Annotated in this window: 22 protein-coding genes and 1 pseudogene; 11 read left to right on the forward strand and 12 right to left on the reverse strand. The window is 63.6% G+C overall.

Annotation, left to right across the window (positions count from 1 at the left end; all coding sequences use genetic code 11):
* Positions 1-93 precede the first annotated feature (93 nt).
* Positions 94-2,163: an FUSC family protein gene (locus NKJ88_RS11620; RefSeq protein ID WP_352444086.1), complete on the forward strand. Its 2,070-nt coding sequence runs from the start codon at positions 94-96 to the stop codon at positions 2,161-2,163.
* A 4-nt stretch (positions 2,164-2,167) separates the two neighbouring features.
* Here NKJ88_RS11620 and NKJ88_RS11625 read toward each other — a convergent pair whose 3' ends face one another.
* Entirely contained in the window at positions 2,168-3,289 is a 1,122-nt protein-coding gene (locus NKJ88_RS11625) for a DUF2336 domain-containing protein (RefSeq protein WP_352444087.1), read from the reverse strand.
* A gap of 91 nt (positions 3,290-3,380) precedes the next feature.
* Between NKJ88_RS11625 and NKJ88_RS11630 the strand changes: the two genes are divergently transcribed.
* Both NKJ88_RS11630 and NKJ88_RS11635 read left to right on the forward strand, forming a co-directional pair.
* Positions 3,381-3,893, forward strand: a complete 513-nt coding sequence (locus tag NKJ88_RS11630) for a MaoC family dehydratase (RefSeq protein WP_460221791.1) — start codon at positions 3,381-3,383, stop codon at positions 3,891-3,893.
* Positions 3,893-4,768 carry an HpcH/HpaI aldolase/citrate lyase family protein gene (locus NKJ88_RS11635; RefSeq protein WP_352444088.1) on the forward strand — a complete coding sequence of 292 codons (876 nt, stop codon included), beginning with the start codon at positions 3,893-3,895 and terminating at the stop codon, positions 4,766-4,768. The genes NKJ88_RS11630 and NKJ88_RS11635 overlap by 1 nt, the downstream gene beginning before the upstream one ends.
* Here NKJ88_RS11635 and NKJ88_RS11640 read toward each other — a convergent pair.
* Both NKJ88_RS11640 and NKJ88_RS11645 read right to left on the reverse strand, forming a co-directional pair.
* Positions 4,765-6,666: a CASTOR/POLLUX-related putative ion channel gene (locus NKJ88_RS11640; RefSeq protein WP_023825664.1), complete on the reverse strand. Its 1,902-nt coding sequence runs from the start codon at positions 6,664-6,666 to the stop codon at positions 4,765-4,767. The genes NKJ88_RS11635 and NKJ88_RS11640 overlap by 4 nt on opposite strands.
* Before the next feature lie 104 nt (positions 6,667-6,770).
* Positions 6,771-7,355, reverse strand: a complete 585-nt coding sequence (locus NKJ88_RS11645) for a nitroreductase family protein (protein WP_023667611.1) — start codon at positions 7,353-7,355, stop codon at positions 6,771-6,773.
* Between the two features lie 165 nt (positions 7,356-7,520).
* Between NKJ88_RS11645 and NKJ88_RS11650 the strand changes: the two genes are divergently transcribed.
* Positions 7,521-8,483, forward strand: coding sequence for an RgsD C-terminal domain-containing protein (locus tag NKJ88_RS11650; protein WP_352444089.1), 963 nt, complete (start codon positions 7,521-7,523; stop codon positions 8,481-8,483).
* A gap of 40 nt (positions 8,484-8,523) precedes the next feature.
* Here NKJ88_RS11650 and NKJ88_RS11655 read toward each other — a convergent pair whose 3' ends face one another.
* Together NKJ88_RS11655 and thrS are read right to left on the reverse strand one after the other, a co-directional pair.
* The gene (locus NKJ88_RS11655) at positions 8,524-9,462 is read right to left on the reverse strand and encodes a lysophospholipid acyltransferase family protein (RefSeq protein WP_352444090.1); all 939 of its coding nucleotides are present in this window, start codon (positions 9,460-9,462) and stop codon (positions 8,524-8,526) included.
* An 85-nt stretch (positions 9,463-9,547) separates the two neighbouring features.
* On the reverse strand, positions 9,548-11,521 hold the full coding sequence (thrS, locus tag NKJ88_RS11660) for a threonine--tRNA ligase (protein ID WP_352444091.1): 1,974 nt from the start codon (positions 11,519-11,521) through the stop codon (positions 9,548-9,550).
* 207 nt (positions 11,522-11,728) lie between these two features.
* Between thrS and NKJ88_RS11665 the strand changes: the two genes are divergently transcribed.
* Positions 11,729-12,565: an SAM-dependent methyltransferase gene (locus NKJ88_RS11665; protein ID WP_352444092.1), complete on the forward strand. Its 837-nt coding sequence runs from the start codon at positions 11,729-11,731 to the stop codon at positions 12,563-12,565.
* 13 nt (positions 12,566-12,578) lie between these two features.
* Here NKJ88_RS11665 and blaOXA read toward each other — a convergent pair whose 3' ends face one another.
* Both blaOXA and yidD read right to left on the reverse strand, forming a co-directional pair.
* Entirely contained in the window at positions 12,579-13,394 is an 816-nt protein-coding gene (gene blaOXA / locus NKJ88_RS11670) for a class D beta-lactamase (protein WP_352444093.1), read from the reverse strand.
* A 156-nt stretch (positions 13,395-13,550) separates the two neighbouring features.
* The gene (gene yidD / locus NKJ88_RS11675) at positions 13,551-13,919 is read right to left on the reverse strand and encodes a membrane protein insertion efficiency factor YidD (protein ID WP_352444094.1); all 369 of its coding nucleotides are present in this window, start codon (positions 13,917-13,919) and stop codon (positions 13,551-13,553) included.
* A gap of 376 nt (positions 13,920-14,295) precedes the next feature.
* Between yidD and NKJ88_RS11680 the strand changes: the two are divergent.
* A pseudogene (locus NKJ88_RS11680) lies at positions 14,296-15,213 on the forward strand (LysR substrate-binding domain-containing protein).
* A gap of 87 nt (positions 15,214-15,300) precedes the next feature.
* Here NKJ88_RS11680 and NKJ88_RS11685 read toward each other — a convergent pair.
* On the reverse strand, positions 15,301-15,747 hold the full coding sequence (locus NKJ88_RS11685; RefSeq protein ID WP_023710657.1) for an iron-sulfur cluster assembly scaffold protein: 447 nt from the start codon (positions 15,745-15,747) through the stop codon (positions 15,301-15,303).
* Positions 15,748-15,988: 241 nt separating this feature from the next.
* Between NKJ88_RS11685 and folE the strand changes: the two genes are divergently transcribed.
* The 3 genes from folE (at position 15,989) to NKJ88_RS11700 (ending at position 18,174) form a co-directional block, all read left to right on the forward strand.
* Complete coding sequence (folE, locus tag NKJ88_RS11690) at positions 15,989-16,624, forward strand: GTP cyclohydrolase I FolE (RefSeq protein WP_023667622.1); 636 nt, start codon at positions 15,989-15,991, stop codon at positions 16,622-16,624.
* A 35-nt stretch (positions 16,625-16,659) separates the two neighbouring features.
* Positions 16,660-17,118 (forward strand): phosphoribosyl-AMP cyclohydrolase, encoded by a 459-nt coding sequence (gene hisI / locus NKJ88_RS11695; protein WP_023710659.1) that lies wholly within the window; start codon positions 16,660-16,662, stop codon positions 17,116-17,118.
* A gap of 84 nt (positions 17,119-17,202) precedes the next feature.
* Entirely contained in the window at positions 17,203-18,174 is a 972-nt protein-coding gene (locus NKJ88_RS11700; RefSeq protein ID WP_023667624.1) for a patatin family protein, read from the forward strand.
* Between the two features lie 15 nt (positions 18,175-18,189).
* Here NKJ88_RS11700 and recJ read toward each other — a convergent pair whose 3' ends face one another.
* From recJ to NKJ88_RS11720, 4 genes are all read right to left on the reverse strand, one after another.
* On the reverse strand, positions 18,190-19,974 hold the full coding sequence (recJ, locus tag NKJ88_RS11705) for a single-stranded-DNA-specific exonuclease RecJ (RefSeq protein WP_352444095.1): 1,785 nt from the start codon (positions 19,972-19,974) through the stop codon (positions 18,190-18,192).
* Positions 19,975-20,224: 250 nt separating this feature from the next.
* On the reverse strand, positions 20,225-21,538 hold the full coding sequence (locus tag NKJ88_RS11710) for a homoserine dehydrogenase (RefSeq protein WP_352444096.1): 1,314 nt from the start codon (positions 21,536-21,538) through the stop codon (positions 20,225-20,227).
* Positions 21,539-21,588: 50 nt separating this feature from the next.
* A complete protein-coding gene (locus NKJ88_RS11715; RefSeq protein ID WP_352444097.1) occupies positions 21,589-22,806 on the reverse strand; it encodes an LL-diaminopimelate aminotransferase in 1,218 nt (405 codons plus the stop codon).
* Between the two features lie 90 nt (positions 22,807-22,896).
* A complete protein-coding gene (locus NKJ88_RS11720) occupies positions 22,897-23,307 on the reverse strand; it encodes a hypothetical protein (RefSeq protein ID WP_023667627.1) in 411 nt (136 codons plus the stop codon).
* Positions 23,308-23,404: 97 nt separating this feature from the next.
* On the opposite strand from NKJ88_RS11720, the gene phaC reads away from it, so the two are divergent.
* Positions 23,405-25,240: a class I poly(R)-hydroxyalkanoic acid synthase gene (gene phaC, locus NKJ88_RS11725; RefSeq protein WP_023818132.1), complete on the forward strand. Its 1,836-nt coding sequence runs from the start codon at positions 23,405-23,407 to the stop codon at positions 25,238-25,240.
* A 360-nt stretch (positions 25,241-25,600) separates the two neighbouring features.
* Positions 25,601-26,722, forward strand: a complete 1,122-nt coding sequence (locus NKJ88_RS11730; protein WP_023691126.1) for a YcbK family protein — start codon at positions 25,601-25,603, stop codon at positions 26,720-26,722.
* The last annotated feature ends 176 nt before the right edge of the window (positions 26,723-26,898 follow it).

The raw sequence follows: 26,898 nt of genomic DNA on the forward strand, positions 1-26,898 counted from the left end.
AACTCTTCGTTTTGACGCAGTTCCGGGCGGAAAACCGTTTCACACTTTTCCTGGAACTGCTCTAGCCTGCGCTTCCGATACGGAGACCAGCTTATGATCTGGGCGCGGCTGAAGAGCTACTTCGAAACCAGTTTGGCGGGCCTGACGCAGCCGACGCGCTCGGATTGGATTTTCGCCCTGCGCACGGTTTCGGCCGGTCTGATCGCGCTTCTCGCTGCTTACGCGCTAAAACTCGACCACCCGCAATGGGCGATGATGACGGTCTTCATCGTCGCCCAGCCGGTCGCCGGCATGGTGCTGGCGAAAGGTTTTTACCGGCTGCTCGGCACGCTGGCCGGTGGACTTGCGGCGATCGGCATCACCTCGGTTTTCGGCACCAATCCCTGGCTGCTGGTCACGGCGCTGTCCGTCTGGATTGGGCTGTGCACGCTGGTTTCGTCGCTGCTGCGCAATCCGGAAGCCTATGGCGCCGCACTTGCCGGCTATACCGCGATGATCATTGGGCTGCCGGCTTTCGGCCAGCCGCATGTGATCGTCGATCTCGCTGTCGCGCGCTGCGCCGAGATCGTGCTCGGCATCGTCTGCGCCGGCCTGACCAGCCGGCTGATCCTGCCCAAGCTGGCCGCTGACGCCATCATCTCCAGGCTGAAGCGCAGCATCCTCGACCTTGCAACCTATGCGGGCGGCGCTTTTTCCGGCGGCGACCCGGCGAGACTGGCCGGCCTGCACGGCAAGCTGATCACGGACGCCCAGATGCTGGCCGAGATGCGCACCTATGCCCGGCTCGAAGCCCCGAGCTTCGCCACCCGCGCCCATCCGGTCCGCCTCACCATCGGTCAGCTTCTGTCGGCGCTGTCGGCGGCACGCGCGCTGCATTCTCACGCCGCGCCGAAAAACGCAGCGCTCATTCCGGTGCGCTCGGAACTGCAGTCGCTGGTCAGCGAACTGGCAGCCACGCCCGAGGCGCTGGAGGACACGTCGCCCTGGGTGACGCGGCTCGACGCGATTGCCGGCAAGGCCCGGCAAATGCCCGACGCCTCGACCGATCAGGGCGACGACAGGGTCGGCACCATCACGCGCCTCACCATCGCCGCCGATTTCGCCGAAGCCTTCAAGCAGGTGCTGCGCGGCCTCGACGCCCTGCGCGCACCGGTGACGCGCCCTATCCGGAGCAACAGGCAGCCGCCTGCGCTGGTGGTGCACCGCGATTATCCCGGGGCTTCGCGCAATGCCATACGCGCCGCCCTTGCCACGTTGGCGGTCGCCGCCTTCTGGCTGACGACGAAATGGTCCGATGCGGCCGGCACCGTCATCCTCGTTGCCGTCGTCTCCAGTCTTTTCGCCGCGCGGCCTGACCCGGTGCGGGTGTCCTGGGGCTTCTTCAAGGGAACGCTGCTGGCTTTGCCCTTTGCCTTCCTTGTCGGCCAGGTCGCGCTGCCTGCCCTGCCCGGCTTCGGCTGGTTCACGCTGTTTGTCGTGCCGATCCTGGTACCGACGGCGCTGGGCATGGCCAATCCACGCACCGTCGGCGTGGCGACGGCGTTTGCAATCAATTTCCTCGCCTTCCTCAGCCCGCATCAGGCGATGACCTATGCCCCAGGCCCGTTCTTCGCCGGCTCGGCGTCGGTGCTGGTCGGCATCCTGCTGGCCATCGGCGTCTTCATCGTGGTGCTGCCGGTCGATCCATGGCGCGCGGCCAACCGCATCGTGCGCGCCATGCGCGAGGATCTGGCGCGGCTGTGTCTGCACGAGCGGGTACCGCGGCGTTCGGCCTTCGAGAGCCTGGCCTATGACCGCATCAACCAGCTGATGCCGCTCTTGCAGAATGCCGGCAGGAAAGGCGATGCGATCCTGGGCGGCGGGGTCGCCGCCGTTACCGTCGGCCTCGAAATCCTGCGCCTGCGCGCCGCGCAGCAGAGGCCGTCCACTCCTACCGACACCGCGCTCTCGATCGCCAATTTCCTGCGCGGCCTCGCGCGTGAACTGCTCTTTCGCGCAACCGGCGATCCACAGACGGCGACCATCACTGTGGCCCGGCAATATGCAGCCGGCCTCTCAGAGCGCAGCGGTAGTGCCGACACGCTGCAGATCGCAGCCTCGCTGCGCATCATCGCCGCCGCGATCGAGGATTTCCCGGATTTCTTCACCAGGGACCGTGGCTAGGGCGTCAGGCCGCGGCTATCGCCAGCGCATGCCCGCGCGCGTTTTCCCGCAGCGCGTCGAGGTGGATCGACTTGACCAGGCCGGCGAGATCGCCCTCGGTGGCCGGACCGCCGAGGTCCTTCAGCATCAGCCAGCTGACTTCCTGCACGCCGGCGAGGCGCTTGCCGTTGGCGACTTCGCGCCAGATCTTGAGCGCGCGCAGGATGATGGCATGGGTGGAAGCGGCAAGGCCGGCGCTGCGGAACAGCGCCTGCAACGCAAGGTCCTGGCCGCCGGCGAGCAAGGCCCGCACCCGCTGCTCCGACTGCTGGCTGAGCGCGACCAGGGCCGAGCCGAAAAAGTCGACCTTGCCGTGGGCAATGGTGCGGATGATGAAACTTGCGGTCAGGTCGCCGCGCAGGCGCAGATGTTCGATGAGTGCCGCATGTTCCTCCGCGCGCGTGCCTTCGACCAGCCGCACCGAAGCCTTGACGCAAGCATCGCGCGTGACGCGCTCGGCTCTGGCCGCCCCCATCAGCGCCATCACCAGCGGCGAAGCCTTCAGCGTTTCGCCGAGCTTGACCAGTAGCATGTGCCGGCAGTCGGCCGGCAGCCGCACATCCGTGACCATTGCCTCGCGCAAATGAGCGATATGGCCATGCCGCTCGGCCATGCGGCGGAAGCTGAGCGACGCGATATCGGCGCCGTCATTGGCGAGCAGCGCCGCACACGCTTCCGGTTCGCCGATCTCGGCGATCGCCGCGGCAACCGCCATCGAAACGACCGGCCGGTCGGCGATCAGTTTTTGCGTCGCCTTGTGCCCGGCCGCGACGCGGTCGATCAGGTCGGCGTCCGTCAGCAGCGGGGAGCGCGCCAGCACCAGGGCTGCCACTTCCGGCTGATCGGAGGCAAGCGCGCTGATGATCTGCAGCGGCGCGTGATGGCTCATCGACAGCGCTTCGGCCATAGCCAGCCGCACCTTCGACGAGGCGTCGTCGAGCAGCAGCGTCAGCGCCGCTTCGGCCGCGCAACGGTCTTCGAAAGGCAGGTCGGAATTGACGTAGGCGCGGGCCAGCGCGCTTGCCGCCGCGGCGCGCTCCGAAACTCTCGCGGTGTAGATCCATTTGAGAAAATGCGAGACAACCATACTGCCTGCTACGCCCCTTGCCGGAAAACTTCCGGCCCCAGGAATGACCCTAGGCAGAAATGGTTTACGAACGGTTCACCATGTTTATTAACTGGCTTGCGGGTGGCATGGGCAGCGCCTATCAACCGTCAGGCAGCGGAGGAGAAAAACGATGCCCGGGCTTTATCTCGAAGAGTTCGTCGTCGGACATGTCTTTCGGCACACGCTGCGCAAGACCGTCACCGAAAGCGATAACATGCTGTTCTCGGTGATGACGCTGAACCCGCAGCCGCTGCACATCGACTTCGACTTCGCCGCCAAGAGCGAATGGGGCAGACCGCTGGTCAATTCGCTGTTCACGCTCGGCCTGATGATCGGCATTTCCGTCAATGACATCACCGTCGGCACCACAATTGCCAATCTCGGCATGAGGGAGACAGTGTTTCCGCACCCGGTCTTCCATGGCGACACCATCCGTGTCGAAACGACTGTGATCTCGGTCAGGGAATCGAAATCCAAGCCGGACCGCGGCATCGTCGAGTTCGAGCATCGCGCCTACAATCAGAACGATGTGCTCGTCGCCAAATGCACGCGCCAGGCGATGATGATGAAAAAGGCGGCCTGATGCGCTCGCTGCTGTTTGTGCCCGGCGATTCCGAAAAGAAGCTGGACAAAGGCTTTGGCGCCGGCGCCGACGTGGTCATCGTCGACCTTGAGGATTCCGTGGCGCCACAAAACAAGGCGTCGGCACGCGACATCGCGGCACGCTTTATCGGCGGCAACCGGCAGCAGACAAGCTCCGCCATCTATATCCGCGTCAACGATCTCTCGACCGGGTTGACCGATGACGATCTGGCCGCCCTGGTTCCGGTCAAACCCGACGGCATCATGCTGCCGAAGTCGAACAGCGGCCAGGATGTCCAGCAGCTATCCGTAAAGCTCCGCGTACATGAGGCCGAAAACGGATTGCCGGATGGCGCGATCAAGATCCTGCCGATCATTACCGAGACCGCTGCTGGGTTGCTGGCCGCCGGGACCTATGCCGGGGCAAGCGCCCGGCTTGCCGGCCTCACCTGGGGTGCCGAAGATCTGTCCGCGGCGATCGGTGCGCGGGCTGCGCGCGACGACAACGGTCGATACACCGATGTCTTCCGCCTTGCCCGCACCATGACCATCCTCGCCGCCGGCGCAGCCGAAGTCGCGGCGATCGATACGGTCTTCCCTGCCTTTCGCGACATGGCCGCCTTCGAAGCCGAATGCACGGAGGCCGAGCGTGACGGCTTTACCGGCAAGATGGCAATCCATCCGGCGCAAGTGCCGGTCATCAACGCCGCCTTCACGCCATCGGCGGAGGCAGTGCAACGCTCGCAGGCCATCGTCGCGGCCTTCGAGGCGGCCGGAAATCCCGGCGTGGTCGGCATTGACGGCAAGATGTATGACCGGCCGCATCTCAGGCTCGCCGAACGGCTTCTGGCTCGCGCCAAGGCAGCCGGGGTTTAGTCCCGCGCCAGCACGATGACCCGGTCCTCCGGCAGGTAGGCCAGCGCTTGCGACTTCAACGGGTTGACGGTGACGCCGCCCAGAGCCCGCTCATCATTCTGCGCAGCGCGAACGCGCCTATGCCCGATGGCGATCTCGCCGCGCAGACGCGCCGATTCCGCGATCGTCCAGAACGTCACCGGATGGTCGATGGCGACATAGTCGCCGACCGGACGCATGTAGATTTCGGAGCCCTCCTCGTCGAGCAGATCATCGAAGATCGCGGCGAGATGCTGGTTCTCCGATGCCTGCGCCAGCATCAGGCTGACCAGCCGGTTGCTGACGACGAAATCATCGGCCTTAGTCACCGCCGCCAGCTCGCGGTTGCGCACGTCGATCATCTCGCTGACGATCGAGATGTGCGTGCCGGCATCGTCTGCGATTTTGCGCAGATGCAGCAGCGTCACCAGCGTGCGCGTATCGGCGGGCTGCGCTGCCATGGTCTCGCTGTAGCCAAGGACGAGCACGTGGTCGTAGGAAGGCACGTCCAGGCTTGCCAGTGCTGTGCTGCTCGACGTGTCGGTGATGCGGCAGGAAACCGACAGATTGTCGCCGACGACCGGCAGGCCGGCAACTTCCTGCTCGAGGCCTGGCGTATCGGCGGCGATGGTCAGGATCGAACCCGGCGCGACGTAGCGCGACAGTTCATAGGTGATGATCGGACCGCGCCGGTTCCAGCCAAGGATCAGCGTGCGCTCCGGCTTCGCGTCGACAAGCTGATGGCGAAGGATTGCCGCGGTATCGATCTTGGCCCCCGCGCCTCCCAGCTTGATAGCGGCATCGTCCTCGGCAATGATGATGGCGCGCATGTCCTTGCCGATCACCAGATCCGACGGCGGGTTGAGATTGACGCGCCCGGTTTGGTCGCAGAGCCCGATCAGCGTGCAATGCTCATACGCCATCACCGCCTCACCGAAGGTCTTGCCGGTGAGATCAGGCTGCTCGGTCGTGTAGATTTCGCAGCCGTCGAAATCGAGCAGTTCCGAATAGACGCCGCTGAGACCCGACTGCCGGCTCGAATGCACGACGATGCGCGAGATCAGCTGGTCGGCCAGCACAAGCTGCACCTCGGCCCCGCCAACGACGCGGGCGACCTCGGCGTTCTTGCCGTCGCGGATCTCGGCGGCGATGTTGTAGGCCGCCGTGCGCCGGTTCGGGTCGTTGGCCAGCGCGAGCACTGTCTTGATGACCTGCGAATCCGGGTCGTCGCCCTCCGGCGACAGCACGATGATCGAGCGCGAGCTCTGCGGGTTGACGATGGCTAGGTCGTAGAGGTCGGTCGGGTCGCCGCTGCGGCAGATGATGCGCGTATTGCCCAGTTTGTCGACCTTGGCCGCGATCTCGTCCTCCATCGCCACCTTGTCCATATTGGCCATGACGACAATGCGCGGATGGCGGCGGCTGGCATTGGCAATGACGAGTTCGGAGATGACGTCGAAGATCGACGGCGACCAGTTGAGGATGATGGTGTGGTCGCTCTCAAGCACCCGAGAACGACCCTTGCGCAATTCATCGAGCTTGCTGTCGACGCCGGCGCTGAGCACGCCGATGAGGGCCGACACGACGAAGATGCCGGCAAGCGTGACAAACAACATGACGAGACGGAAGGCCCAGCCGGTGTCGCCGCCCATCGTGCCCGAATCGAGCGTGCGCATCAGCGATTCCCAGAACGCTTCGAAGAAGTTCAGCGGTTCGCCGCCCTCCGGCGCGATGCGGGTCACCGCAAGGAAAGCCGCGGCGGCGATGATGATCAGCAGGGAAGCGACGGCGAGCCAGCCGATCAGCGCGATAGGGCCGGCGGCCATGCTCTTGTCAAACCCGTAGCGCAGCCGGGTTCCCAGCGAGTCTCGTTTCTTCATGTCGCCGGCGACCCCCAATATCCTATGATCGATACGCCAACCCCACGCATCGCCAAGCCGCCGTCTTAGCCTGTGTTTAAATAAAGGGGAATCGCTTTCGGGTGTCAGCCGTTCCACGGCCCAGTATAATCGGCATAGAGCTTTGCCGGATCGGGCCGCGGCCGTTCCGGCGCCGGGCCCTGGTAGGAGCCGACATGGATGAAGCCGACGACGCGCTCCTGCGGCGCCAGCCCCAGGATCGCCCTGCCCTCCGCGACGTCGGAATACCAGTTGCTGATCATGTTGGTGCCATAGCCCAGCGCGTTGGCCGCGATCATCAGGTTCAGCGCCGCCATGCCGCCGGACAGGAACATTTCCCATTGCGGGATTTTTGGATTGTCCTTCGGAACCGACACCACGCCGATCACCAGCGGCGCGCGGGAAAACCGCGCAAGCTCCTGGTTGCGGCGGTTTTCCGGCAGCGGCCCTTCGCGCTGTTCGGCGAGCGCCGCCAGCTTCCTGCCGATCTCGAATCGCGCCTCGCCGCGATAAAGGATGAAGCGCCACGGCTCCAGTCGGCCGTGATCGGGCACACGGCTTGCAGCCGCGATCATGGTCGCGATATCGGCATCGCTGGGCGCCGGTTCCTTCAATTCAGGAATAGGTGCGGAGTTTCGGGTCAGCAGGAAGTCGATGATCGGCGACGCCATGGGGGCCAGGTCTCCTAAAGCACTCGATTTTGAGCTGAAGCGCGCCATTGCGGATCGGGGCGGCTCGGGCATTGGCGCGGGCGCGCCGGACGAAAGAACCTGTTGCCAAGGCGGTCGGACTCTTAAGCCTTGAAATTGCCACCGCCTTGGGCTTCAACGCAAGGCATGTTTGAGGGGACATCGCGCCTTTTCCTGATTTGGCTCGCCGTAGCGCTGTTTGCGCCGGCCTCGATGGCCATGGCGCAGAATGCCGACGGCATCGGCAATCTGAAACTCCCCGATATTTCGAGCTATGCACCGCCCAAGGGCGAGACGCCGCTGGCACTCGGTGGCGGCGGTGCCATAACGCTGTCGGCGCAGTTGACCGACAAGGGCGCCGACATCACGCGCGGCATCGTCTGGCGCGTCTTCAAGCCCGAGGCCGCGAGCGACGGCAAGCTGCCGATGGTGGCTTCCGCGCATGGCGGCAGCGCCGTGTTCCAGCTCGAACCCGGCAGCTATCTGGTCCACGCCTCATACGGACGCGCCGGCGCCACCAAGCGCATCACCGTCGGCAAGGACGCCAAGCGTGAAAGCCTGGTGCTCGATGCCGGCGGCCTCAAGCTCGACGCGGTGCTGTCGGGCGGCGTGCGCATTCCGCCGAAAAAGCTGCGCTTTTCCATCTATGAGGGCACCGCCGAGGCCAATGGCGACCGCGCTCTGATCATCCCCGATGTCGAGCCGAACAGCGTCGTGCGGCTCAACGCCGGCGTTTATCATGTCGTCTCCACCTATGGCGCGGTCAATGCCGTTATTCGCTCTGACATCCGTGTCGAAGCCGGCAAGCTGACCGAAGCCACCGTCGAGCATCGCGCGGCGGAGGAGACCATGAAGCTGGTGCGCGAGACCGGCGGCGAAGCGATCGCCGATACATCCTGGTCGCTACTCAACGAATCCGGCGACCCGATCAAGGAAGCCGTCGGCGCCTTCGCCTCGATGGTGCTGGCCGAAGGTCAGTACACCATCATCGCCAAGAACCGCGACCGCATCTACCAGAAGGATTTCACCGTCGTCGCCGGCCAGAACCAGGAGATCGAGGTTCTGGCCACCGAAGCCTCGGCGATCGATCCCGAGGAAGGCGCCGACTAACCGGCGCGTTTGCCGCTCTATTGAAGTGGTACCCGTTTCGTCAGGCTGCCTTGCGCATACGGCGCGGCAGGAAGTGGACGCGGCTGCGCGGTGCGTCGGGCGCCAGATCGAAGACGCCGCGATGAAGGCGATCAAGCAAGGTCTTGCGGTCGCGCAGCGGCTCCAGCTCATCCCAGCGCAGTACGTTGCCGACGCGAACGTCGATCGCTTTGCCGGACAGCCGCGCGAATTCGCGGATGAGCATTGAAAGGCGCAACGTCAGCGACGCCTTGCCGACTAATTTCGCCAGCCTTCCTTCGCGCTCCCCCATGTTCATCGGGCCGCTGACCAGATGGAACAGCCGGCCGTTCTGCCCGGAAAAATGCATCGGCACCACCGACGCCTTGGCGTCCTGCACGAGGCGCGCCGGAAACATCTTCCACGGCAGGTCTCGCGCCCGGCCAAAGCCTCTCGGCGCGGTGGCGACGCCGCCGGCCGGAAATACCACGATGGTGACGCCCTCTTTCAACAGCCGCACTGCCTCGTGGCGCACCGCCATGTTGTTCTTCACCGCGTCCTTGGTCTCGGAAAAGTCGATCGGCAGCGAGTACGGTTCCATTTCGCGGACCTTCAGCAGATCCTTGTGGATCATGACGCGGAACGGACGCCCGAGCTGCTCGACCAGCGACAGCACGGCAATGCCGTCGCCAATGCCGAACGGGTGGTTGGCGACGATCACCAGCGGCGTGTCCGGCAGCCCCGCCGGCGGCCACCGATCGGTGCTGCGCACCTTGACGTCGATCAGCTCCAGCATGCGGCTGAACACCCGCTCGCCCGTCGGCGCCACCTGGCGGCGCCAGAAATCGTAGAGCGCGGCATACCGGTCGCGCCCCGAGAGGCCTTCAATGGAATGGATGAACCAGCGCGTCAGCGCCGGTTGGCTCGCATTGGCATAGGAGAGTTCGGGAAACGGTCTTTCCCGTATCTTCAGCTTGAGCATGGGGGCTCGTTACAAGGTTCGCGTGACAGGCATGTGAAAATGGCGGTGGATCGCTCCACCGCCATTTCTCCGAAACATTGTTTGCTCAGGCCGCGCTTCGCCTGCGGTCGGGCGAAACAGCCTCGTCAGAAAGCAGCTTCAGCGCCTCCGCCAGCTTGAGCGATTCCTGATCGCGCGAGCCGAGCCGGCGGATGTTGACCGTCTCCTCCTCCGCCTCGCGCTTGCCGCAGACGAGGATCACAGGAACCTTGGCCAGCGAATGCTCACGCACTTTGTAGTTGATCTTCTCGTTGCGCAGATCCGGTTCGGCCAAAAGTCCTGCCGCCTTCATCTGTGCGACAACCTTTCGCGCATAATCGTCAGCATCCGAGGTGATCGTGGCCACAACCACCTGCAGCGGCGCGAACCACAGCGGGAAATGGCCGGAATAATGCTCGATCAGGATGCCGAGAAAGCGTTCCATCGAACCGCAGATGGCGCGATGCACCATCACCGGCTGCTTCTTTTCCGAATCCGAACCTATGTAGAAGGCGCCAAAGCGTTCCGGCAGATTGAAGTCGACCTGCGTGGTGCCGCACTGCCATTCGCGGCCGATGGCGTCCTTCAGCACATATTCGAATTTCGGCCCATAGAAAGCGCCCTCGCCCGGATTGATCGAGGTCTTGATGCGGTTTCCCGAGCGCGTCCTGATTGTATCCAGCACGTTGCCCATGATCGCCTCGGCATGATCCCAGGCCTCGTCGGTGCCGACGCGCTTATCCGGCCGCGTCGACAGCTTCACGCTGACATCGTCGAAGCCGAAATCGGCGTAGGTCGACAGGATCAGATCGTTGATGCGCAGGCACTCCGCGGCCAGCTGCTCCTCGGTGCAGAAGATGTGCGCATCGTCCTGCGTGAAGCCGCGCACGCGCATCAGCCCGTGCAAGGCGCCGGACGGTTCGTAACGATGCACATTGCCGAATTCCGCAAGCTTTACGGGCAGATCGCGATAGGATTTCAACCCATGCTTGAATATCTGCACGTGGCCCGGACAATTCATCGGCTTCAGCGCGAACACGCGGTCGTCGTCGGTGTCGTCGCCGGCCACCGTCACCTTGAACATGGCATCGCGATACCAGCCCCAGTGGCCTGACGTCTCCCACAGGCTCTTGTCGAGAACCTGCGGTGCGTTGACCTCCTGGTAGCCTTGCTCGTCGAGGCGGCGGCGCATGTAGTTGACCAGATTCTGGAACATCTTCCAGCCCTTGGCGTGCCAGAAGACGACGCCCGGCCCCTCTTCTTGGAAATGGAACAGGTCCATCTCGCGGCCGAGTTTGCGGTGGTCGCGCTTCTCTGCCTCTTCCAGCATAGTCTGGTAGGCATCGAGTTCAGCTTGCTCGGCCCAGGCCGTGCCGTAGATGCGGGTCAGCATCGGGTTGTTCGAATCGCCTCGCCAATAGGCGCCGGCCACCTTCATCAGCTTGAACGCGTTGCCGATCTGGCCGGTCGAGGCCATGTGTGGGCCGCGGCAGAGATCGAACCAGTCACCCTGGGAATAGATCTTGAGATCCTGGTCTTCGGGAATGGCGTCGATCAGTTCCAGCTTGTAGCGCTCGCCCTTGTTGCCAAAGACCTTTTTCGCCTTGTCGCGCGACCAGACTTCCTTGGTGAACGGCTTGTTGCGCGCAATGATCTCGCGCATCTTCTTTTCGATCACCGGGAAATCGTCAGGCGTGAACGGCTCGTTGCGGGCGAAGTCGTAATAGAATCCGTTCTCGATCACCGGCCCGATGGTCACTTGCGTTCCCGGCCACAGTTCCTGCACGGCCTCCGCCAGCACGTGTGCTGCATCATGACGGATGAGCTCCAGCGCGCGCGGATCGCTGCGGGTGATGATCTCGACCTTGCCGGACTTGCCAAGCGGGTCGGAAAGATCGCGGACGGTGCCGTCGATGGCATAGGCGACAGCCTTCTTGGCCAGCGACTTCGAGATCGATTCGGCGAGGCCCGCACCGGTCATCGCCGCGTCATAGTCGCGGACGGAGCCATCGGGAAATGTCAGGGAAACGGAATTCAGCATCGGGTATCTCCTATCCAGTCCCGCAAACGAGCGCGGGTGGTCGTGGTGTGAAGCCGGAGGCATCCGGCAGCGGGCGGGTTTTAGAGGCCACGCGGCATCAGGTAAAGAGCCGTCGTTGGCGCAGCTGTCAGGAAATGGCGCGACAGATGTCGCAGGCCAGTCGCACAGGCTTGCGAATTTCCCCGACACGAGGTTGGAATCCCCGGCATGGAAGACGCAAAACCCAGCCGAACCGCCTTGGGCGTCGCGCGTATGCGAGCCCTCCACCAGTTCTCGCAACAGGCGGCGCTGTTTCGCGACCCATATGCGAGTGCGATACTGGGCGATGCCGCACCGACGGCGCAGGAACTCGAGCAGGAAGATGAGCGCAGCCAGCGCATGCGCCTATTCGTGGCGGCGCGTGCCCGTCTCGCCGAGGACTGGCTTGCAGCGGCGGTGTGCCGGGGCGTTCGGCAAGTGGTGGTGCTCGGCGCCGGCCTCGACACTTTCTCGCTGCGCAATCCGTACCCTGATGTCGCGGTGTTCGAAGTCGATCACCCGGCGACACAGGCCTGGAAACGGAAATGCATCGCCGATGCTGGTCTTGCCGAACCGCGGGCCACCATGTTCGTGCCGGTCAACTTCGAGCGCCAGCGCCCCGCGGATGAACTGGCATCGGCCGGTTTGCGGCAGACCGAGCCCAGTTTCTTCATCTGGCTGGGTGTCGTTCCGTATCTGAGCCAGGACGCAATCTTCAGCACCCTGTCCTGGATTGCCGGCATGCCCGGTTCGGAGGTCGTCTTCGACTACAGCGAGCCGGCCGAGAACCGCGATGCGGCTGGACAGGCTGCCCTCTCTTTCCATGCGGCGCGCGTCGCCGCTGCCGGAGAGCCCTGGATCAGCTTCTTCGTGCCCGCGGCACTGGCGCAATCGCTGCGCGAGCTCGGCTTCGATGAGATCGAAGATCTGGAAAGCAGCGACATCGCCGCCCGCTTCTCCAGGACGCCAAAGGCGGAGACAAGGAATTCCGGCGGCCACATCCTTCGTGCCCGCCGGAGCACTTGAAGCTAAAGCAAGTTCACTTCACCAGTTGCGGCAACTCCCTCAGTAACGCCGCGCGTGTCGCCGGGCCTTTCGGCATGTCGATCGGCTTGGGGTCGACGACCAGCCGGGCGAAGACGATCCGCCGGCCGCCCTTTTCGGCCCAGCCGACGAACCAGCCCAGCGCGCGCTTGTCCTTGCTGTTTCCCAGCCTGGTGCTGCCGGTCTTGCCCTGCACCGTCCAGCCGTCGGCCTGGAAACTCGGCAGGATGGCTCGGGTCATCTCATGTGCCTTGGCAGAAACCGGCATCTTGCCGGCGAGCAGCCGGCGCAGGAAGGCTGTCTGTTCGACCGGCGATATCTCAAGCGAGGAATTTATCCAGGACTGCGTGAGCCCGTTGTCCTTGTCGGCATCGCCCGAGACATCCATGTTGCCGTAGCCGAATTTCGAGACGTAGAGGGCAAAGCTTTTTGCGCCGAGCCGGCGCACGATCTCGCGCGAATACCATACGATCGAGTCGCGCTCCCAGATCGTCGGGTCGACGGCCTTGTGGTCGCGCTTCACGGCGTTGAACTCAGGCTTGTAATCCCAGCTCGGTGTATGCGCGTCGCTGAGGACACCGCTGTCGTAGCCGATCAGCGCCAGCGGCACCTTGAAGGTCGACGCCGGGCTGACGCGTTGGTCGCAGACGCCGCTTTGATAGAGCGTCTCGCCGCTCGCCGCGTCCTGGATAAGCGTGCAGGCGAAATCGCCAAGCGGCGCCGATTGCGCCCGCATCGGAAATCCCAGAAACCAGGCCAGCAGGAAGAGGACCGCGGCAATGATGAAGGGATGGGTTTCGATCCGACGCATGTGGGCTCTCCTGGGAATGACAGGAGGCGCTTAGCGAAGTGTCTTGGCCCGATTTTGACTCAAATGCGCAGTCTTTGTGCAGGTCGTTGTTAACCTTACCGGATTGTAAAGAAATGCCGCGCTGGCGACCTGGATCAGGGACCAGCGCACCCGCCGTCAGGCCTCGCCGCGCTTCCTGCCGATCTGCCAATAACGCCATGGCGTGAACCAGACGTAGCGCGGGGCGAGCACCTCCGGCACGCGGTCGATGCCGTGCGTTCCGAACGGCCCGCAGCGCAGCACGCGAAAAAGCCCCATCCAGCTGCCGGCCCACAGGCCATGGCGGGCGATCGCCTCATGCGCGTATTCGGAACAGGTCGGCAGATGCCGGCAGGAATTGCCGACAAAACCGGACAATGTCAGTTGATAGAGGCGCACCAGCAACGTGCCGAAAACGCGGCTGGGTGTTTTGCGCCAGGGACCGGGCCAGTTGCGCCCGCGCTGGATCCGTCCGGCGGCATGCACATGCCGATGCTGGTCGCCCACCGCAGTCTCTTTCCGAACGCGACCCCGAAACCGGCTTCCGGGTCAGCTTGCGTTTCCAAACTGATAGATGTGAGCTTCGGCCGGCAAACGCAATCCTCTTCACTCACTCGCCTCTGTGTCGGCTTCAGGGTCGCGAGCGGCGAAAGGGATGCCGCTCCGATGGAGCCGCCCAGCGGGTGGCCGGCCTTTGCTCGGTGCGCTGCACATGATGCCGCCTGTGGCCATGCCACTGAAACGTCGCGATCCGCATCACATCGCAAAAGATTTCCAGTAACTGGATCATGGCCGCATCTCCTTTGAGGCGGATTAGACGCCCGCTGGCCTTCGCCTTCAAACGAGTATAATTTCCGGTTCGGATAACTTCGGGTTATGCGAAATGAAGCGCGGACGGTTGCCCCTGACGGCGTTGCGAAGTTTCGAGGCAGCCGGCCGGCAATTGAGCTTTAGCCGGGCCGCCGAGGAGCTGTTCGTCTCCCAGGCCGCCATCAGCCGGCAGATCCGCGAACTCGAGCAGTTCCTGCACCAGCCCTTGTTCCACCGTCATCACCGTCGCGTCGAGTTGACCTAGGCCGGCCAGCGCCTGCTCGATCAGCTGGTCAGGAGTTTCGATGACATCGACAGGCTGGTTTCGGACCTGGTGGCGGCCCCGGCACAGTCGGTGGTTCGCGTCAGTGTCGAGCCGTCGCTGGCCTCGGTATGGCTGTTGCCGCGGCTCAACCGGTTCAGCCAGTTGCGGCCTGATATCGACGTTTCCCTCGAAGTCGACCCAAGGCCGATCGAGTTCCGCAGCGATCAGCCTGAACTCGCCTTGCGCTTCAGCGCGCGCGCCACCTCGTGGCCGCGCAGCGAGGCCGAATGGCTCGCCTCGACCGTCGATTCACCGGTCCTGTCGCCCGCCTTGCTGGCATCGGGCCCTGCCCTCGAAAAGCCGCTCGACCTTGCCCGCTACACGCTGTTGCACGAGGAGAATCGTCAAGGCTGGGCGCGCTGGTTCGAGGCAGCCGGCGTCGCCGCCGACACCATTCCGGCGCGCGGCCCTATGCTGGCGGATGTGTCGCTGTCGAAGCAGGCGGCCCTGCTCGGCCACGGCGTGGCGCTGGGCGACCTCTTGCAGATCGGCGAGGAGATTGCATCCGGCGCGCTGATCAAGCCGTTCGACATTGATGTCGCATCGGGCGCCTACTGGCTGGTCGCCAGGAGTTTGAAGGACCTGGCGGAGCCGGCCAAGGCCTTCGCCGACTGGGTGAGAAGCGAATTTGCCGAAAGCAGACGGGCGCAGCAAACCAAGGCATGAGCCCGGTTACGTGAGAAGCTCCTCGACGTGTTCAGCGCCCAATTTTGACAATTCACCGGCTGTTGGAGGAGCCGTCATGTACCAACATCACGCTGCTTCTTCTGCGCGTTTCTTCTCGATCTGACCGATGGCATCGACGACCGCATCGAAGGTCAGCATGGTCGAGGCATGGCGCGCCTTGTAGTCGCGCACCGGCTCCAGATATCTCAGATCGGCAAAGCGGCCTTGCGGCGGCGCGCCGTTTTCCTTGAGCATCTTCAGCACGGTGTCGCGCACCGCCCGCAATTCGTCGGCGCTGGCGCCGATGACATGTTGAGCCATGATCGAGGACGAAGCCTGGCCGAGGGCGCAGGCCTTCACGTCATGAGCGAAATCGGTGACGACGCCATTGTCCATCTTGAGGTCGACGGTTACCGTCGAGCCGCACAATTTGGAATGAGCCTTGGCGCTCGCATCCGGATGATCGAGCCGGCCTATGCGGGCGATGTTTCCGGCAAAACCCAGAATTTTCGCATTGTAGACGTCGTCAATCATATTTTTCCAATCCGTCGCCGCCAAGCGAACAGCGATTGCCGCTGTGGCGTCTTTCATTCGCTGCGCACGACCATATATAATGCTGGCAGTCGGGTATCGACAAGGCAACGCAGAGCCATCGTCCTTGCCCATTTCGTTCACGCCGCTTGCGGGCTGGAAACCGGGCGAGTTTTCAGCACCCGAAAGGTCGTGGTCCGTTCAACTCGTTCCTCCTGAGAGAGGAACTACGGGAGACGCCTTTATGGATGCCGTCATCAAGAAAATCATGCCCCCTTCCGACTATCTGGACAAGCCGGTCACCGACAGGCCGAGCGAAGCCGAGGTCGAGGCCGCCGTGCGCACGCTGTTGCGCTGGACCGGCGACAATCCGGACCGCGAGGGCCTGATCGACACGCCCAAGCGCGTCACCAAGGCCTTTCTCGAAATGTTCAACGGCTATGACATGTGCCCGGCCGAAGAACTCGGCCGCACCTTCGAGGAAGTCGCCGGCTATGACGATCTCGTCATCGTCAGGGACATCCAGTTCCACTCGCATTGCGAGCACCACATGGTGCCGATCATCGGCAAGGCGCATGTCGGCTACCTCCCGGACGGCAAGGTCGTCGGCCTGTCCAAGATCGCGCGCGTCGTCGATATCTTCGCCCATCGCCTGCAGACTCAGGAGGCCATGACCGCACAGATCGCCGGCGTCATCCAGGACGTGCTCAATCCGCGCGGTGTCGCCGTCATGATCGAGGCCGAGCATATGTGCATGGCCATGCGCGGCATCCGCAAGCAGGGCTCCACCACGCTGACCTCGACCTTCACCGGCGTGTTCAAGGACACGCCCGAGGAACAGGTCCGTTTCGTCACCATGGTGCGCGGCCTCGGGGCGTAAGCCCCTCGCCGGCATCGCTAGATCAAGGACCCGCGATGTCGGCACTAACATTTCCCACGGCTCCATCAGACAAGAAGGCTCTCGAAGAAGGCGCGGTGTTTTCCCCGCGCTTCGATGCTGCCGGGCTGGTCACCGTCGTCGTCACCGACGCCGCTGACGGTATGCTGCTGATGGTCGCGCATATGAATCCCGAGGCGCTGGCGCTGACGCTCGAAACCGGCATCGCGCACTACTGGTCGCGCTCGCGCAGCACGCTGTGGAAGAAGGGCGAAACATCAGGCAATTTTCAGACGGTCGTCGAGATGCTCACGGATTGTGACCAGGACGCCATATGGTTGCGCGTCAAAGTGTTGGGCCACGACGCAACTTGTCACACCGGCCGGCGTTCATGTTTTTATCGGACGGTGGGGCTAATCGGCGGCAAGGCAACGCTTGCCGGCGATGGCAGCACGCCGCTGTTCGATGCGGAAAAAACGTATCGGAAGCCCGCGTGAACCATTCAACAGTCGCAAACCACTCATATTCACTATTCTCAAACGTCCTTCCTGTAGAACGGACGCGGGACAAGGGAGATCATGATGCTCGAGTGGGCGTCATTGCGTAGCAGACCGGACGTGCGGGAGGCCAATGGCCCCTCATCGTCCGGCGGCGTGCCTGACCCGCAACCTGCGGGCAAGACAGGCATTTCGCTCGCGCTGGGCGGCGGCTGCGCACGCGGCTGGGCGCACATTGGCGTGCTGCGCGCGCTCGACGAAGCCGGCATCGAAGTCTCAATGATCGCCGGCACCTCGATCGGCGCGCTGGTTGGCGGCTGCTATCTCGCCGGCAAGCTGGACGAACTCGAGGAGTTCGCCCGCAGCCTGACCAAGCGGCGCATCTTCGGCCTGCTCGATCTCAATCTGCGCGGCAGCGGCCTGTTCGGCGGTATGAAACTGGACGTCAGGCTGCGCGAGCACATGGCAGGCATCCGCTTCGAGGATCTGACGAAACCGTTCGTCGCCGTTGGCGCCGAAATTCGCACCGGCCATGAGATCTGGCTGTCCAGCGGTTCGCTGATCACCGCGATGCGGGCTTCCTATGCGCTGCCCGGGGTGTTCGAACCGGTGAATTGCAACGGCCGCATTCTGGTCGACGGCGCGCTGGTCAACCCGGTTCCGGTTTCGGTCTGCCGCGCCTACGAGCAGCCGCTGGTCGTCGCGGTCAACCTTCACTACGATCTGTTCGGCCGCGCCGCCGTCATCAAGCACAGCGCCGGCGAACTGCTCATCGAGAAGGACGCGCCCCGGCCAGGCCAGGCCAGCCCCGACCACCAGCCGCACCAAAGCCGTCTCGGCATCACCGGCGTCATGGTCGAAGCTTTCAACATCATCCAGGACCGGATTTCACGCGCAAGGCTGGCGGGCGATCCGCCCGACATGTCGCTCCAACCGAAACTCAGCCATATCGGCTTGACCGAATTCCACCGCGCGGATGAGGCGATCAGCGTCGGTTACCAGGCGACGATGGCGCAGATCAGCGAGTTGAAGCGGCTGCAGACGGTTCTCGCTTAAACCAATTCGGCAATGTCAGGCTTTGGCCGCATCGGTGATGCGGAACTGCACCGTGCGGTTGCCGTTCCAATAATTCCCCGACAGCGAGCCGGCTACATGGATCGTGTTGCCCCTGTTCTTGAACAGGAATTCGCCCAGCGCGGTATCGACGGATCGAAAGGCGATGCCCTGGATGCGGCCGCCGCTTTCCGACTGCAGATCAGCCCGGATGTGGTTGGTGCCGACGGCCCGCGCGTCGGCCAGCCGATGGCGCGGCAGCGCGAACACCGGCGCGACATGGCCGGCGCCGAAAGGCCCGGCCTTTTCCAATGCATCGAGCAAAGCAATCGTCGCGCCCTCGGCGGCGAGCGCGCCGTCGACGGCCAGACTTTCTTCGTCCTGCAGCCGGAACACTTCGGTCGCCGCGCGCTCCTCGAAGAAAGCACGGAGTTCGCCGAGCTTGGCGCGTTCCACCGTGATGCCGGCGGCCATGCCGTGGCCGCCGCCCTTGACGATCAGCCCGGCATCGGCGGCTGCGCGCACCAGCCGTCCGAGATCGAAGCCCGACACCGAACGGCCAGAGCCGGTGCCGATGCCATTGGCGTTGAAGGCGATGGCGAAGGCCGGCCGCCGCGCATGGTCCTTCAGCCGCGAGGCGATCAAGCCGACAATGCCGGGATGCCAATTGGTGCTGGCGGTGACGATGATGGCCGGCCCGTTGCCGCCGGCAAGTTCGGCGTCAGCCTCGGCGCGCGCCGCTGCCAGCATCTCCAGCTCCATCTGCTGGCGTTCCTGGTTGAGCCGGTCGAGTGTCTCGGCAATGGTCCCGGCCTCAACCGGATCGTCGGTGGCGAGCAGCCGGCTGCCAAGTGCTGCATCGCCGATGCGGCCGCCGGCATTGATGCGCGGCCCAATCAGATAGGCGAGATGAAAGGTGCTTATCGGCTCACCGATGCGGGACACCCGCGCCAGTGCGGCGAGCCCCTCATTCTTCTGCTGCCGCGCCATCTGTAGTCCCTTGACGACGAAAGCGCGGTTCACGCCGATGAGCGGCACCACATCGCAAACCGTGGCCAGCGCCGCCAAGTCGAGCAACGACAACAGGTCCGGTGGCGCTGCGTCGGGCAATCGGCTGCGCAGGACCCTCGCCGTCTGCACCAGAGTGAGGAAGACGACACCGGCGGCGCACAGATGGCCTTGCCCGGAAAGGTCGTCCTCGCGATTGGGATTGACGACCGCGGTCGCCTCCGGTAGCGGGCCGCCGACCTGATGGTGGTCGAGCACCACCACATCGGCGCCTGCGGCCTTGGCGGCATCGATGGAGACAGCGCTGTTGGTGCCGCAATCGACGGTGACGATCAGCGTCGCGCCGCGCGAGACCAGTTCGCGCATAGCCTCCGGATTGGGGCCGTAGCCCTCGAAGATGCGGTCGGGAATGTAGATCTCCGAAGGCACCGAGAAATGCGTCAGGAAGCGCTTGAGCAACGCCGAAGAGGCGGCGCCGTCGACATCGTAGTCGCCGAAGATTGCCACCTTCTCCTTGGCCATGACCGCTTCGGCGATGCGGGTCGCAGCCTTGCCCATGTCGGTCAGCGAAGCCGGATCCGGCAACAGATTGCGAATCGTCGGATCGAGGAAGCGCTCGGCCTGGTCGGCGGTGACGCCTCGCCCGGCGAGCACGCGAGCCACAATGTCGGGCACGCCGTGGCCCTGCGCTATGGCAAGCGCGGTCATGTCCTGCCGCTCGCTCAACCGGTGTTCCCAGGAAACACCGGTCGCCGACTGCCTGATATCGAGGAAGAGGCGTTTGTCGCCCGTCATAGGAGGCGTAGTCTACAGATTGTCATTTCCGGCAATATGCGACGGCTAAACAGGAAAGTCTCAAAACTTTTCCACATCCTGGTGACGCGCCTTGATCTCGCGGCTCACGCCTCCGCCAGAGCCCGATGATGATTGGTGGGTTCGACCTGAAATCTCAATCCGGCTCCAAATCAAAGAGATAGAGCACTATGGCGTCTGAACCACTTTTCAGCAGGAATATCAAATCGGTTAAGGAGAAAAATGACTTGGCCTAGCCAGCGCGCTCAATGCGGATAACCTGCGGCTTGTCTGTGAGGTGGCCGTCCTTGGTGATGCCGTCGACAGCCTTGCGCACCGCTGCTTCCGTCGTCTCGTGGGTGACCAGGATCACCGTCTTTTGCGCGTCCGTCTCGCCGCTGACGGCATGCTGGACGATCGATTCCAGCGAAATGTCGTTGTCCGCCATGCGCTTGGCGATCGCGGCGAAGACGCCGATGCGGTCGTGCACGGTCAGCCGGATGAAATAGCCGCCGGCATGGCTGCGCATCTGCGCCTTCTTGTAGGGACGCAATTCCTTGGCCGGCAGGCCGAACACCGGACCGTGCTGGAAGCCCGGCCGGCTCTTTGCGATGTCGGCGATATCGCCGACCACGGCGGACGCGGTGGCGTTGCCGCCGGCACCGGGGCCGGAGAGCAGCAGTTCGCCCAAAATGTCGGTTTCGATGGCCACCGCATTGGTGACGCCATGCACCTGTGCGATCACCGAAGCGGTCGGCACCATGGTCGGGTGCACGCGCTGCTCGATGCCGCTGTCGGTGCGCTGCGCGACACCGAGCAATTTTATCCGGTAGCCGAGATCGGCGGCAGCGCGGATATCGGCCTGGCTGATATTGGAAATGCCTTCCATGTAGATGTCATTGGCGGCGATCCTGGTGCCGAAGGCCAGGCTGGTCAGGATCGACAATTTATGCGCCGTGTCATGGCCCTCGATATCGAAAGTCGGATCGGCCTCTGCATAACCCAGCCGTTGCGCGTCCTTCAGGCACTCGTCGAAGGAGATGCCCTCGGCCTCCATGCGGGTCAGAATGTAGTTGCAGGTGCCGTTGAGGATGCCGAAGACGCGGGTGACCGAATTGCCGGCCATCGCCTCGCGCATCGTCTTGATGACCGGGATGCCGCCGGCAACCGCCGCCTCGTAGTTGAGCAGCACGCCCTTCTTCTCGGCGATTTCGGCAAGCGCCACGCCGTGCTTGGCCAACAGCGCCTTGTTGGCGGTGACGACATGACGTCCGGCTTCAAGTGCTGCCTTGACCGACGCGCGCGCTGCCCCTTCGTCGCCGCCGATCAGTTCGACGAAGAGGTCGATATCGGCGGTCTGCGCCATCTTGATCGGATCGTCGAACCATTTGGCGGCGCTGAGGTCGACGCTGCGGTCGCGCTTGGCATTGCGAGCCGAAACAGCGGTGACGATGACATCGCGTCCGCACTGGCGCGTCAGTTCCGCTGCCTTGTCGCGCAGCACGCGCGCCACCGAGGCGCCAACCGTACCCAGACCCGCAATTCCAACACGCAACGCTTCAGCCATGTCCGGCGACGCCCCTCAAAAAATCTGCTCGAAAAAGATGTGCGGCGACTTTAGCGATGCGCGGCGAGCGGCACCACATTGTTCGGCTGCTTGGCGCTGGACGCCAGGAAGCGCTTGATGTTGCGCGCCGCCTGCCGGATCCGGTGCTCGTTCTCGACCAGCGCGATGCGGACATGATCGTCGCCATGCTCGCCAAAGCCGATGCCCGGCGCCACCGCCACGTCGGCGTGCTCGATCAGGAGCTTGGAAAACTCAAGCGAGCCGAGATGCTTGAACGGCTCCGGGATCGGCGCCCAGGCGAACATCGAGGCAGCCGGTGCCGGAATGGTCCAGCCGGCGCGGCTGAAGGCGTGGACCATGACGTCGCGGCGCTTCAAATAGACCTCGCGCACTTCGGCGATGTCGGCGCCGTCGCCATTCAGCGCATGCGCCGCCGCCACCTGGATCGGCGTGAAGGCGCCGTAATCGAGATAGGACTTCACCCGCGTCAACGCCGAGATCAGCCGCTCATTGCCGACGGCGAAGCCCATGCGCCAGCCAGGCATGGAGAAGGTCTTCGACATCGAGGTGAACTCGACGCAGACATCGATGGCGCCCGGCACCTGCAGCACCGAAGGCGGCGGATTGCCGTCGAAATAGATCTCCGAATAGGCAAGGTCCGACAGGATGATGATGTCGTTCTTCTTGGCGAAGGCGACCACGTCCTTGTAGAAATCGAGCGAGGCGACCAGCGCCGTCGGGTTCGACGGATAGTTGAGGATCAATGCCAGCGGCTTCGGGATCGAATGACGGACACCGCGCTCGAGCGCCGGGATGAAGCCGTCATCCGGCTCGACCTGCAGCGAACGGATGACGCCGCCCGACATGATGAAGCCGAAAGCATGGATCGGATAGGTCGGGTTGGGGCACAGGATCACGTCGCCCGGCGCGGTGATCGCCTGCGCCATATTGGCGAAGCCTTCCTTCGAACCGAGCGTCGCCACCACCTGCGTGTCGGGATTGAGCTTCACGCCGAAGCGGCGCTGATAATAGGCGGCCTGGGCGCGGCGCAGACCTGGGATGCCGCGGGAGGAGGAATAGCGATGCGTGCGCGGATCGCGCACCACTTCGCACAATTTGTCGACGATCGCCTTCGGAGTCGGCAGGTCGGGATTGCCCATGCCAAGGTCGATAATGTCAGCGCCGCGCGAACGGGCGCTGGCCTTCAGCCGGTTGACCTGCTCGAACACGTAGGGCGGAAGCCGGCGGACCTTGTGAAATTCTTCCATGTCAGTTCCAGACGATTTAAGATTGGCTTCAGCACAGTTGGCTTGGCTAGGCGCCCTTGGCAAAGACCGCTTTCGGCGCGCGATATAGCCTTATTTGCAGGTAGGGTCGAGGGCGGGATCGCATTTGGCTTCGATCTGCTTCAGCGTGTCCTTGCCATGGTTCTTCGCCAGCGAATTCAGCGCCGCCGGGCTGGTGGACGGGGCACCGCCGCCGCCCTTGGCCACTTGCCCCTGCTGTTCGCCCTTCAACTGGGCAAGCTTGGCCTGCGTCTCCTCAGGGGTGAGTTGCTTTGCCGCCACCTGCGGTGGGATGTTGAGATTGGGATAAGAGCCGGTGTCCTGCGCGCCCTGGGTCAGGCCGACATTCATCCCGTTGCCGGTGTTGGCGCTCGTGCAGCCACTTGCCGCCAGCAGCCCTGGCGCCAGACAGGCGATTGCAACCGCGATGCGGCAAAAGCGGCCTGCCCCCGAAAAAATGGTCTCGCCGGTGTTAATCGTCATATTGTTTTCCTGGCAGCCGGGGTACAGCGCATTGGACCCGGTCAGATGTCCCATGATAATATGTCAAGAAAACGCCTCGGGAGGAACCCCGCGAGCCATGTCCAAAACACCTGATTCGAGCAAAGCGGAAGATGATCAATCTTCGACCGTCGAGCAATATCTGGTGAAAGACCCGGAACGCTTCGCGTTGAACATGGCGCGTATGGTCGAACAGGCCGGCAAAGCCGCCTCCGCCTGGGCCGAGCCGCGCGAAAAAGGCGAGGTGCGCGATCATGTCGCCGAACCCGTGGTCGACATGGTCAAAACCTTTTCCAAGCTCAGCGAATATTGGCTGGCCGACCCGCAACGCGCGCTGGAAGCGCAGACGCGACTGTTCGCCGGCTACATGACGGTCTGGGGCAACGCCATCCAGAAGGTTAGCCCGAATGCTGAAGCGCCGGACGATGCGGTCAAGCCCGAGCGCGGCGACAAGCGTTTTCAAGACCCCGAATGGGGTCGCAACGCTTTCTTCGATTTCCTCAAACAGGCCTATCTCGTCACCTCGCGCTGGGCGGCCGACCTGGTCGAGCACGCCGAAGGCCTCGACGACCACACCCGCCACAAGGCGAGCTTCTACGTCAAGCAGGTGTCCAATGCCATCTCGCCGTCGAACTTCATCCTGACCAATCCGGAGCTGTTTCGAGAAACCGTCGCCTCGAATGGAGAAAACCTGGTGCGCGGCATGAAGATGCTGGCCGAAGACATCGCCGCCGGCAAGGGCGACCTGAAGCTGAGACAAGCTGACTATTCGCCCTTCGAGATCGGCAAGAACGTCGCGACATCTCCCGGCAAGGTGGTCGGCCGCAGCGATGTCGCCGAAATCATCCAGTACGATCCGACGACGGAGACGGTGCTCAAGCGCCCGCTGCTGATCTGCCCGCCCTGGATCAACAAGTTCTACATCCTCGATCTCAACCCGCAAAAGTCCTTCATCCGCTGGGCGATCGAGCAAGGCCATACCGTGTTCGTCATCTCCTGGATCAATCCCGACGAGCGGCACGGCGCCAAGGGCTGGGAAGCTTACATACGGGAGGGCCTGCAATACGGCCTCGACACGATCGAGAAGGCGACCGGCGAGAAAGAGGTCAACGCCATCGGCTATTGCGTCGGCGGCACGCTGCTGGCGGCCGCACTCGCACTGCTGGCACAGGAAGGCGACAACCGCATCAAATCGGCGACCTTCTTCACCACGCAGGTCGACTTCACCCATGCCGGCGACCTGAAAGTCTTCGTCGACGAGGACCAGGTGGCAGCGGTCGAGAAATCGATGAACGAAAAGGGCTACCTCGACGGCACCAAGATGGCGACCGCCTTCAACATGCTGCGCTCGGGCGACCTGATCTGGCCTTATGTCATCAACAATTACATGCGCGGCAAGGATCCCCTTCCCTTCGACCTGCTCTACTGGAACGCCGATTCCACCCGCATGGCGGCCGCCAACCACTCCTTCTACCTGCGCAACTGTTATCTCGAGAACAATCTGACGCGTGGCGTGATGGAACTCGCCGGCCGCACTTTGTCGCTGGCCGACGTCACCATCCCGGTTTACAACCTGGCGTCGAAGGAAGATCACATCGCGCCGGCCCTTTCCGTGTTTCTCGGCTCGCAATATTTCGGCGGTGACGTCGAGTTTGTGATGGCTGGTTCCGGCCACATTGCCGGTGTCGTCAACCCGCCGGCAGCCAAGAAATACCAGTACTGGACCGGCGGCAAACCGACAGGCGATTTTGACCAGTGGCTCGCCTCCGCGGTGGAGCATCCCGGCTCCTGGTGGACGCATTGGCAGCACTGGATCGAGACCCAGGACGACACCCTCGTTCCGGCCCGCAAACCGGGCAAGCACATGAAAACCCTGGGTGATGCCCCCGGCACCTATGTGAAGGTGCGTGTGTAACGGCCGGCACCTTTTGCAGGTGCCTGTGTGTAACGGAATGTAATGTCTGGTGAGTTGACGAGCCGGCAAAACGGGGCGAAATGGTGTCGTCAACCTTCAAGAAGCCTCAATTGGCCTCCAACGAGCAAATAATTCAGAGGCTTGCAGAATTGACACAAGTCTCGTTTCCGGTTTGGGAACACAAGGTTATTGGATGTGAACGTTTCGACGCCGCACCAATAGCATGCCGACCGGACACCGAGGGGGAATTTAGTTTTGAAATCAGTAGGATCGCGTCTCGCGGGGAGAGAAGGTCGCACTATAGCGGCAGCGCTTTTCTCCGTGCTTCTGGCGTCCTGCACCTCCGCTGGCGACCCCACAATGTCCGTCGGCATGCCTGGCTACAACGCGACCGCTTCTGACATCGCCGCGGCTTCCGGCGCCAGCCCTGCGGCGCCGGGCGATTCGACCGTGCAGGTCACATCCACCGGGCCGCAGATGATGATGACGGCAGCGGGCGATGCGACACTGCCCGAGCAGGTCGCCTATGTGCCGGTGGCCAAGCCCGGCACCGGCTTCCCGGTCAATGTTCCCGCCGGCTCCGAAACCATTGTCGGCCAGACGCCGCAGTCGCTGCAGCAGTCAGCACAGACCGCGGCCGCAACGGACGCCGTGGCGCAGAAGATCGCCGCCGCCGATGCCGGCGTGACCGCGCCGAAACCGACTGCCGCGGCACCCGCGCCCGGCGAGGTCTACGTGACCGCCGCGCCCCAGCAGATCGACACGCCGAAGAAGGGCTTCCTGGCCTCACTGTTCAGCACCACGCCAACCTCGGCGGCACCTGCTCCGCTGGTCAACTCGCGCTCGGGCGAACAGCCTGCGGTTGCTGCCCAGAAGGCCGCCCCGGCAAAGCCGATCATCACGTTGGCCTCAGCCAGTTCGGCCGACAAGCCCTTGCAGCTTGCCTCGCTTGGCAACGAGAGCAACCACATCACCGGCAGCGATGCCTTGCCCGGCGTGCGCCAGACGGCGCTGTTCGAGATCAAGCGCAAATCCGGCCTCGACGACGAAAGCGACGTCGACCTGAACGAGGACGAGGGTTCGGGCGGCGCCTATCAGGTGGCTTCCGCCGCCGGCCTCGCCCGGCTGGCGCCCAACGGCCTGTTGAAGCAAAACGAGAGCGTCGACGTCGCCTGCCTGAAGCCGTCGCTGGTGCGTGTGCTGAAGACCATCGAAGGCCATTACGGCCGCAAGATGATGGTCACATCAGGCTACCGCGACCCGGCCCGCAACCGGCGCGCCAACGGCGCCAAGAATTCGCTGCACATGTATTGCGCCGCCGCCGACATCCAGGTTCCCGGCGTCTCCAAATGGGAACTGGCGAGCTACATCCGAACCATGCCCGGCCGCGGTGGCGTCGGCACCTACTGCCATACCGAATCCGTTCACGTCGACGTCGGCCCCGAGCGCGACTGGAATTGGCGCTGCCGCCGGCGGGGGTAGCATCCCCATTCGGCAAACGGGCCGAGGGGCTGTTAGCAGCCCGCCGTTTTTTCCGATTACCTATCAGCGACGTTCGAGATTAGCCGAGGCACCCGCGACTTCGTCATCTTATGGCGAAGCAAGGAGCGCAGCGACGCAGCGCAGACGCGAGGATGACGACTGCGCGGCGCATTCGT

This window comes from Mesorhizobium sp. M0016, assembly GCF_040324035.1.
In the GTDB taxonomy this organism is placed as follows: Bacteria; Pseudomonadota; Alphaproteobacteria; order Rhizobiales; family Rhizobiaceae; genus Mesorhizobium.

Excerpts from the sequence above, each read along its gene's own strand:
- NKJ88_RS11620 (WP_352444086.1), top strand. The coding sequence starts at position 94 with ATGATCTGGGCGCGGCTGAAGAGCTACTTCGAAACCAGTTTGGCGGGC.
- NKJ88_RS11625 (WP_352444087.1), bottom strand. The coding sequence starts at position 3,289 with ATGGTTGTCTCGCATTTTCTCAAATGGATCTACACCGCGAGAGTTTCG.
- NKJ88_RS11635 (WP_352444088.1), top strand. The coding sequence starts at position 3,893 with ATGCGCTCGCTGCTGTTTGTGCCCGGCGATTCCGAAAAGAAGCTGGAC.
- NKJ88_RS11640 (WP_023825664.1), bottom strand. The coding sequence starts at position 6,666 with ATGAAGAAACGAGACTCGCTGGGAACCCGGCTGCGCTACGGGTTTGAC.
- NKJ88_RS11645 (WP_023667611.1), bottom strand. The coding sequence starts at position 7,355 with ATGGCGTCGCCGATCATCGACTTCCTGCTGACCCGAAACTCCGCACCT.
- NKJ88_RS11650 (WP_352444089.1), top strand. The coding sequence starts at position 7,521 with ATGTTTGAGGGGACATCGCGCCTTTTCCTGATTTGGCTCGCCGTAGCG.
- NKJ88_RS11655 (WP_352444090.1), bottom strand. The coding sequence starts at position 9,462 with ATGCTCAAGCTGAAGATACGGGAAAGACCGTTTCCCGAACTCTCCTAT.
- thrS (WP_352444091.1), bottom strand. The coding sequence starts at position 11,521 with ATGCTGAATTCCGTTTCCCTGACATTTCCCGATGGCTCCGTCCGCGAC.
- NKJ88_RS11665 (WP_352444092.1), top strand. The coding sequence starts at position 11,729 with ATGGAAGACGCAAAACCCAGCCGAACCGCCTTGGGCGTCGCGCGTATG.
- blaOXA (WP_352444093.1), bottom strand. The coding sequence starts at position 13,394 with ATGCGTCGGATCGAAACCCATCCCTTCATCATTGCCGCGGTCCTCTTC.
- NKJ88_RS11685 (WP_023710657.1), bottom strand. The coding sequence starts at position 15,747 with ATGATTGACGACGTCTACAATGCGAAAATTCTGGGTTTTGCCGGAAAC.
- folE (WP_023667622.1), top strand. The coding sequence starts at position 15,989 with ATGGATGCCGTCATCAAGAAAATCATGCCCCCTTCCGACTATCTGGAC.
- hisI (WP_023710659.1), top strand. The coding sequence starts at position 16,660 with ATGTCGGCACTAACATTTCCCACGGCTCCATCAGACAAGAAGGCTCTC.
- NKJ88_RS11700 (WP_023667624.1), top strand. The coding sequence starts at position 17,203 with ATGCTCGAGTGGGCGTCATTGCGTAGCAGACCGGACGTGCGGGAGGCC.
- recJ (WP_352444095.1), bottom strand. The coding sequence starts at position 19,974 with ATGACGGGCGACAAACGCCTCTTCCTCGATATCAGGCAGTCGGCGACC.
- NKJ88_RS11710 (WP_352444096.1), bottom strand. The coding sequence starts at position 21,538 with ATGGCTGAAGCGTTGCGTGTTGGAATTGCGGGTCTGGGTACGGTTGGC.
- NKJ88_RS11715 (WP_352444097.1), bottom strand. The coding sequence starts at position 22,806 with ATGGAAGAATTTCACAAGGTCCGCCGGCTTCCGCCCTACGTGTTCGAG.
- NKJ88_RS11720 (WP_023667627.1), bottom strand. The coding sequence starts at position 23,307 with ATGACGATTAACACCGGCGAGACCATTTTTTCGGGGGCAGGCCGCTTT.
- phaC (WP_023818132.1), top strand. The coding sequence starts at position 23,405 with ATGTCCAAAACACCTGATTCGAGCAAAGCGGAAGATGATCAATCTTCG.
- NKJ88_RS11730 (WP_023691126.1), top strand. The coding sequence starts at position 25,601 with ATGTCCGTCGGCATGCCTGGCTACAACGCGACCGCTTCTGACATCGCC.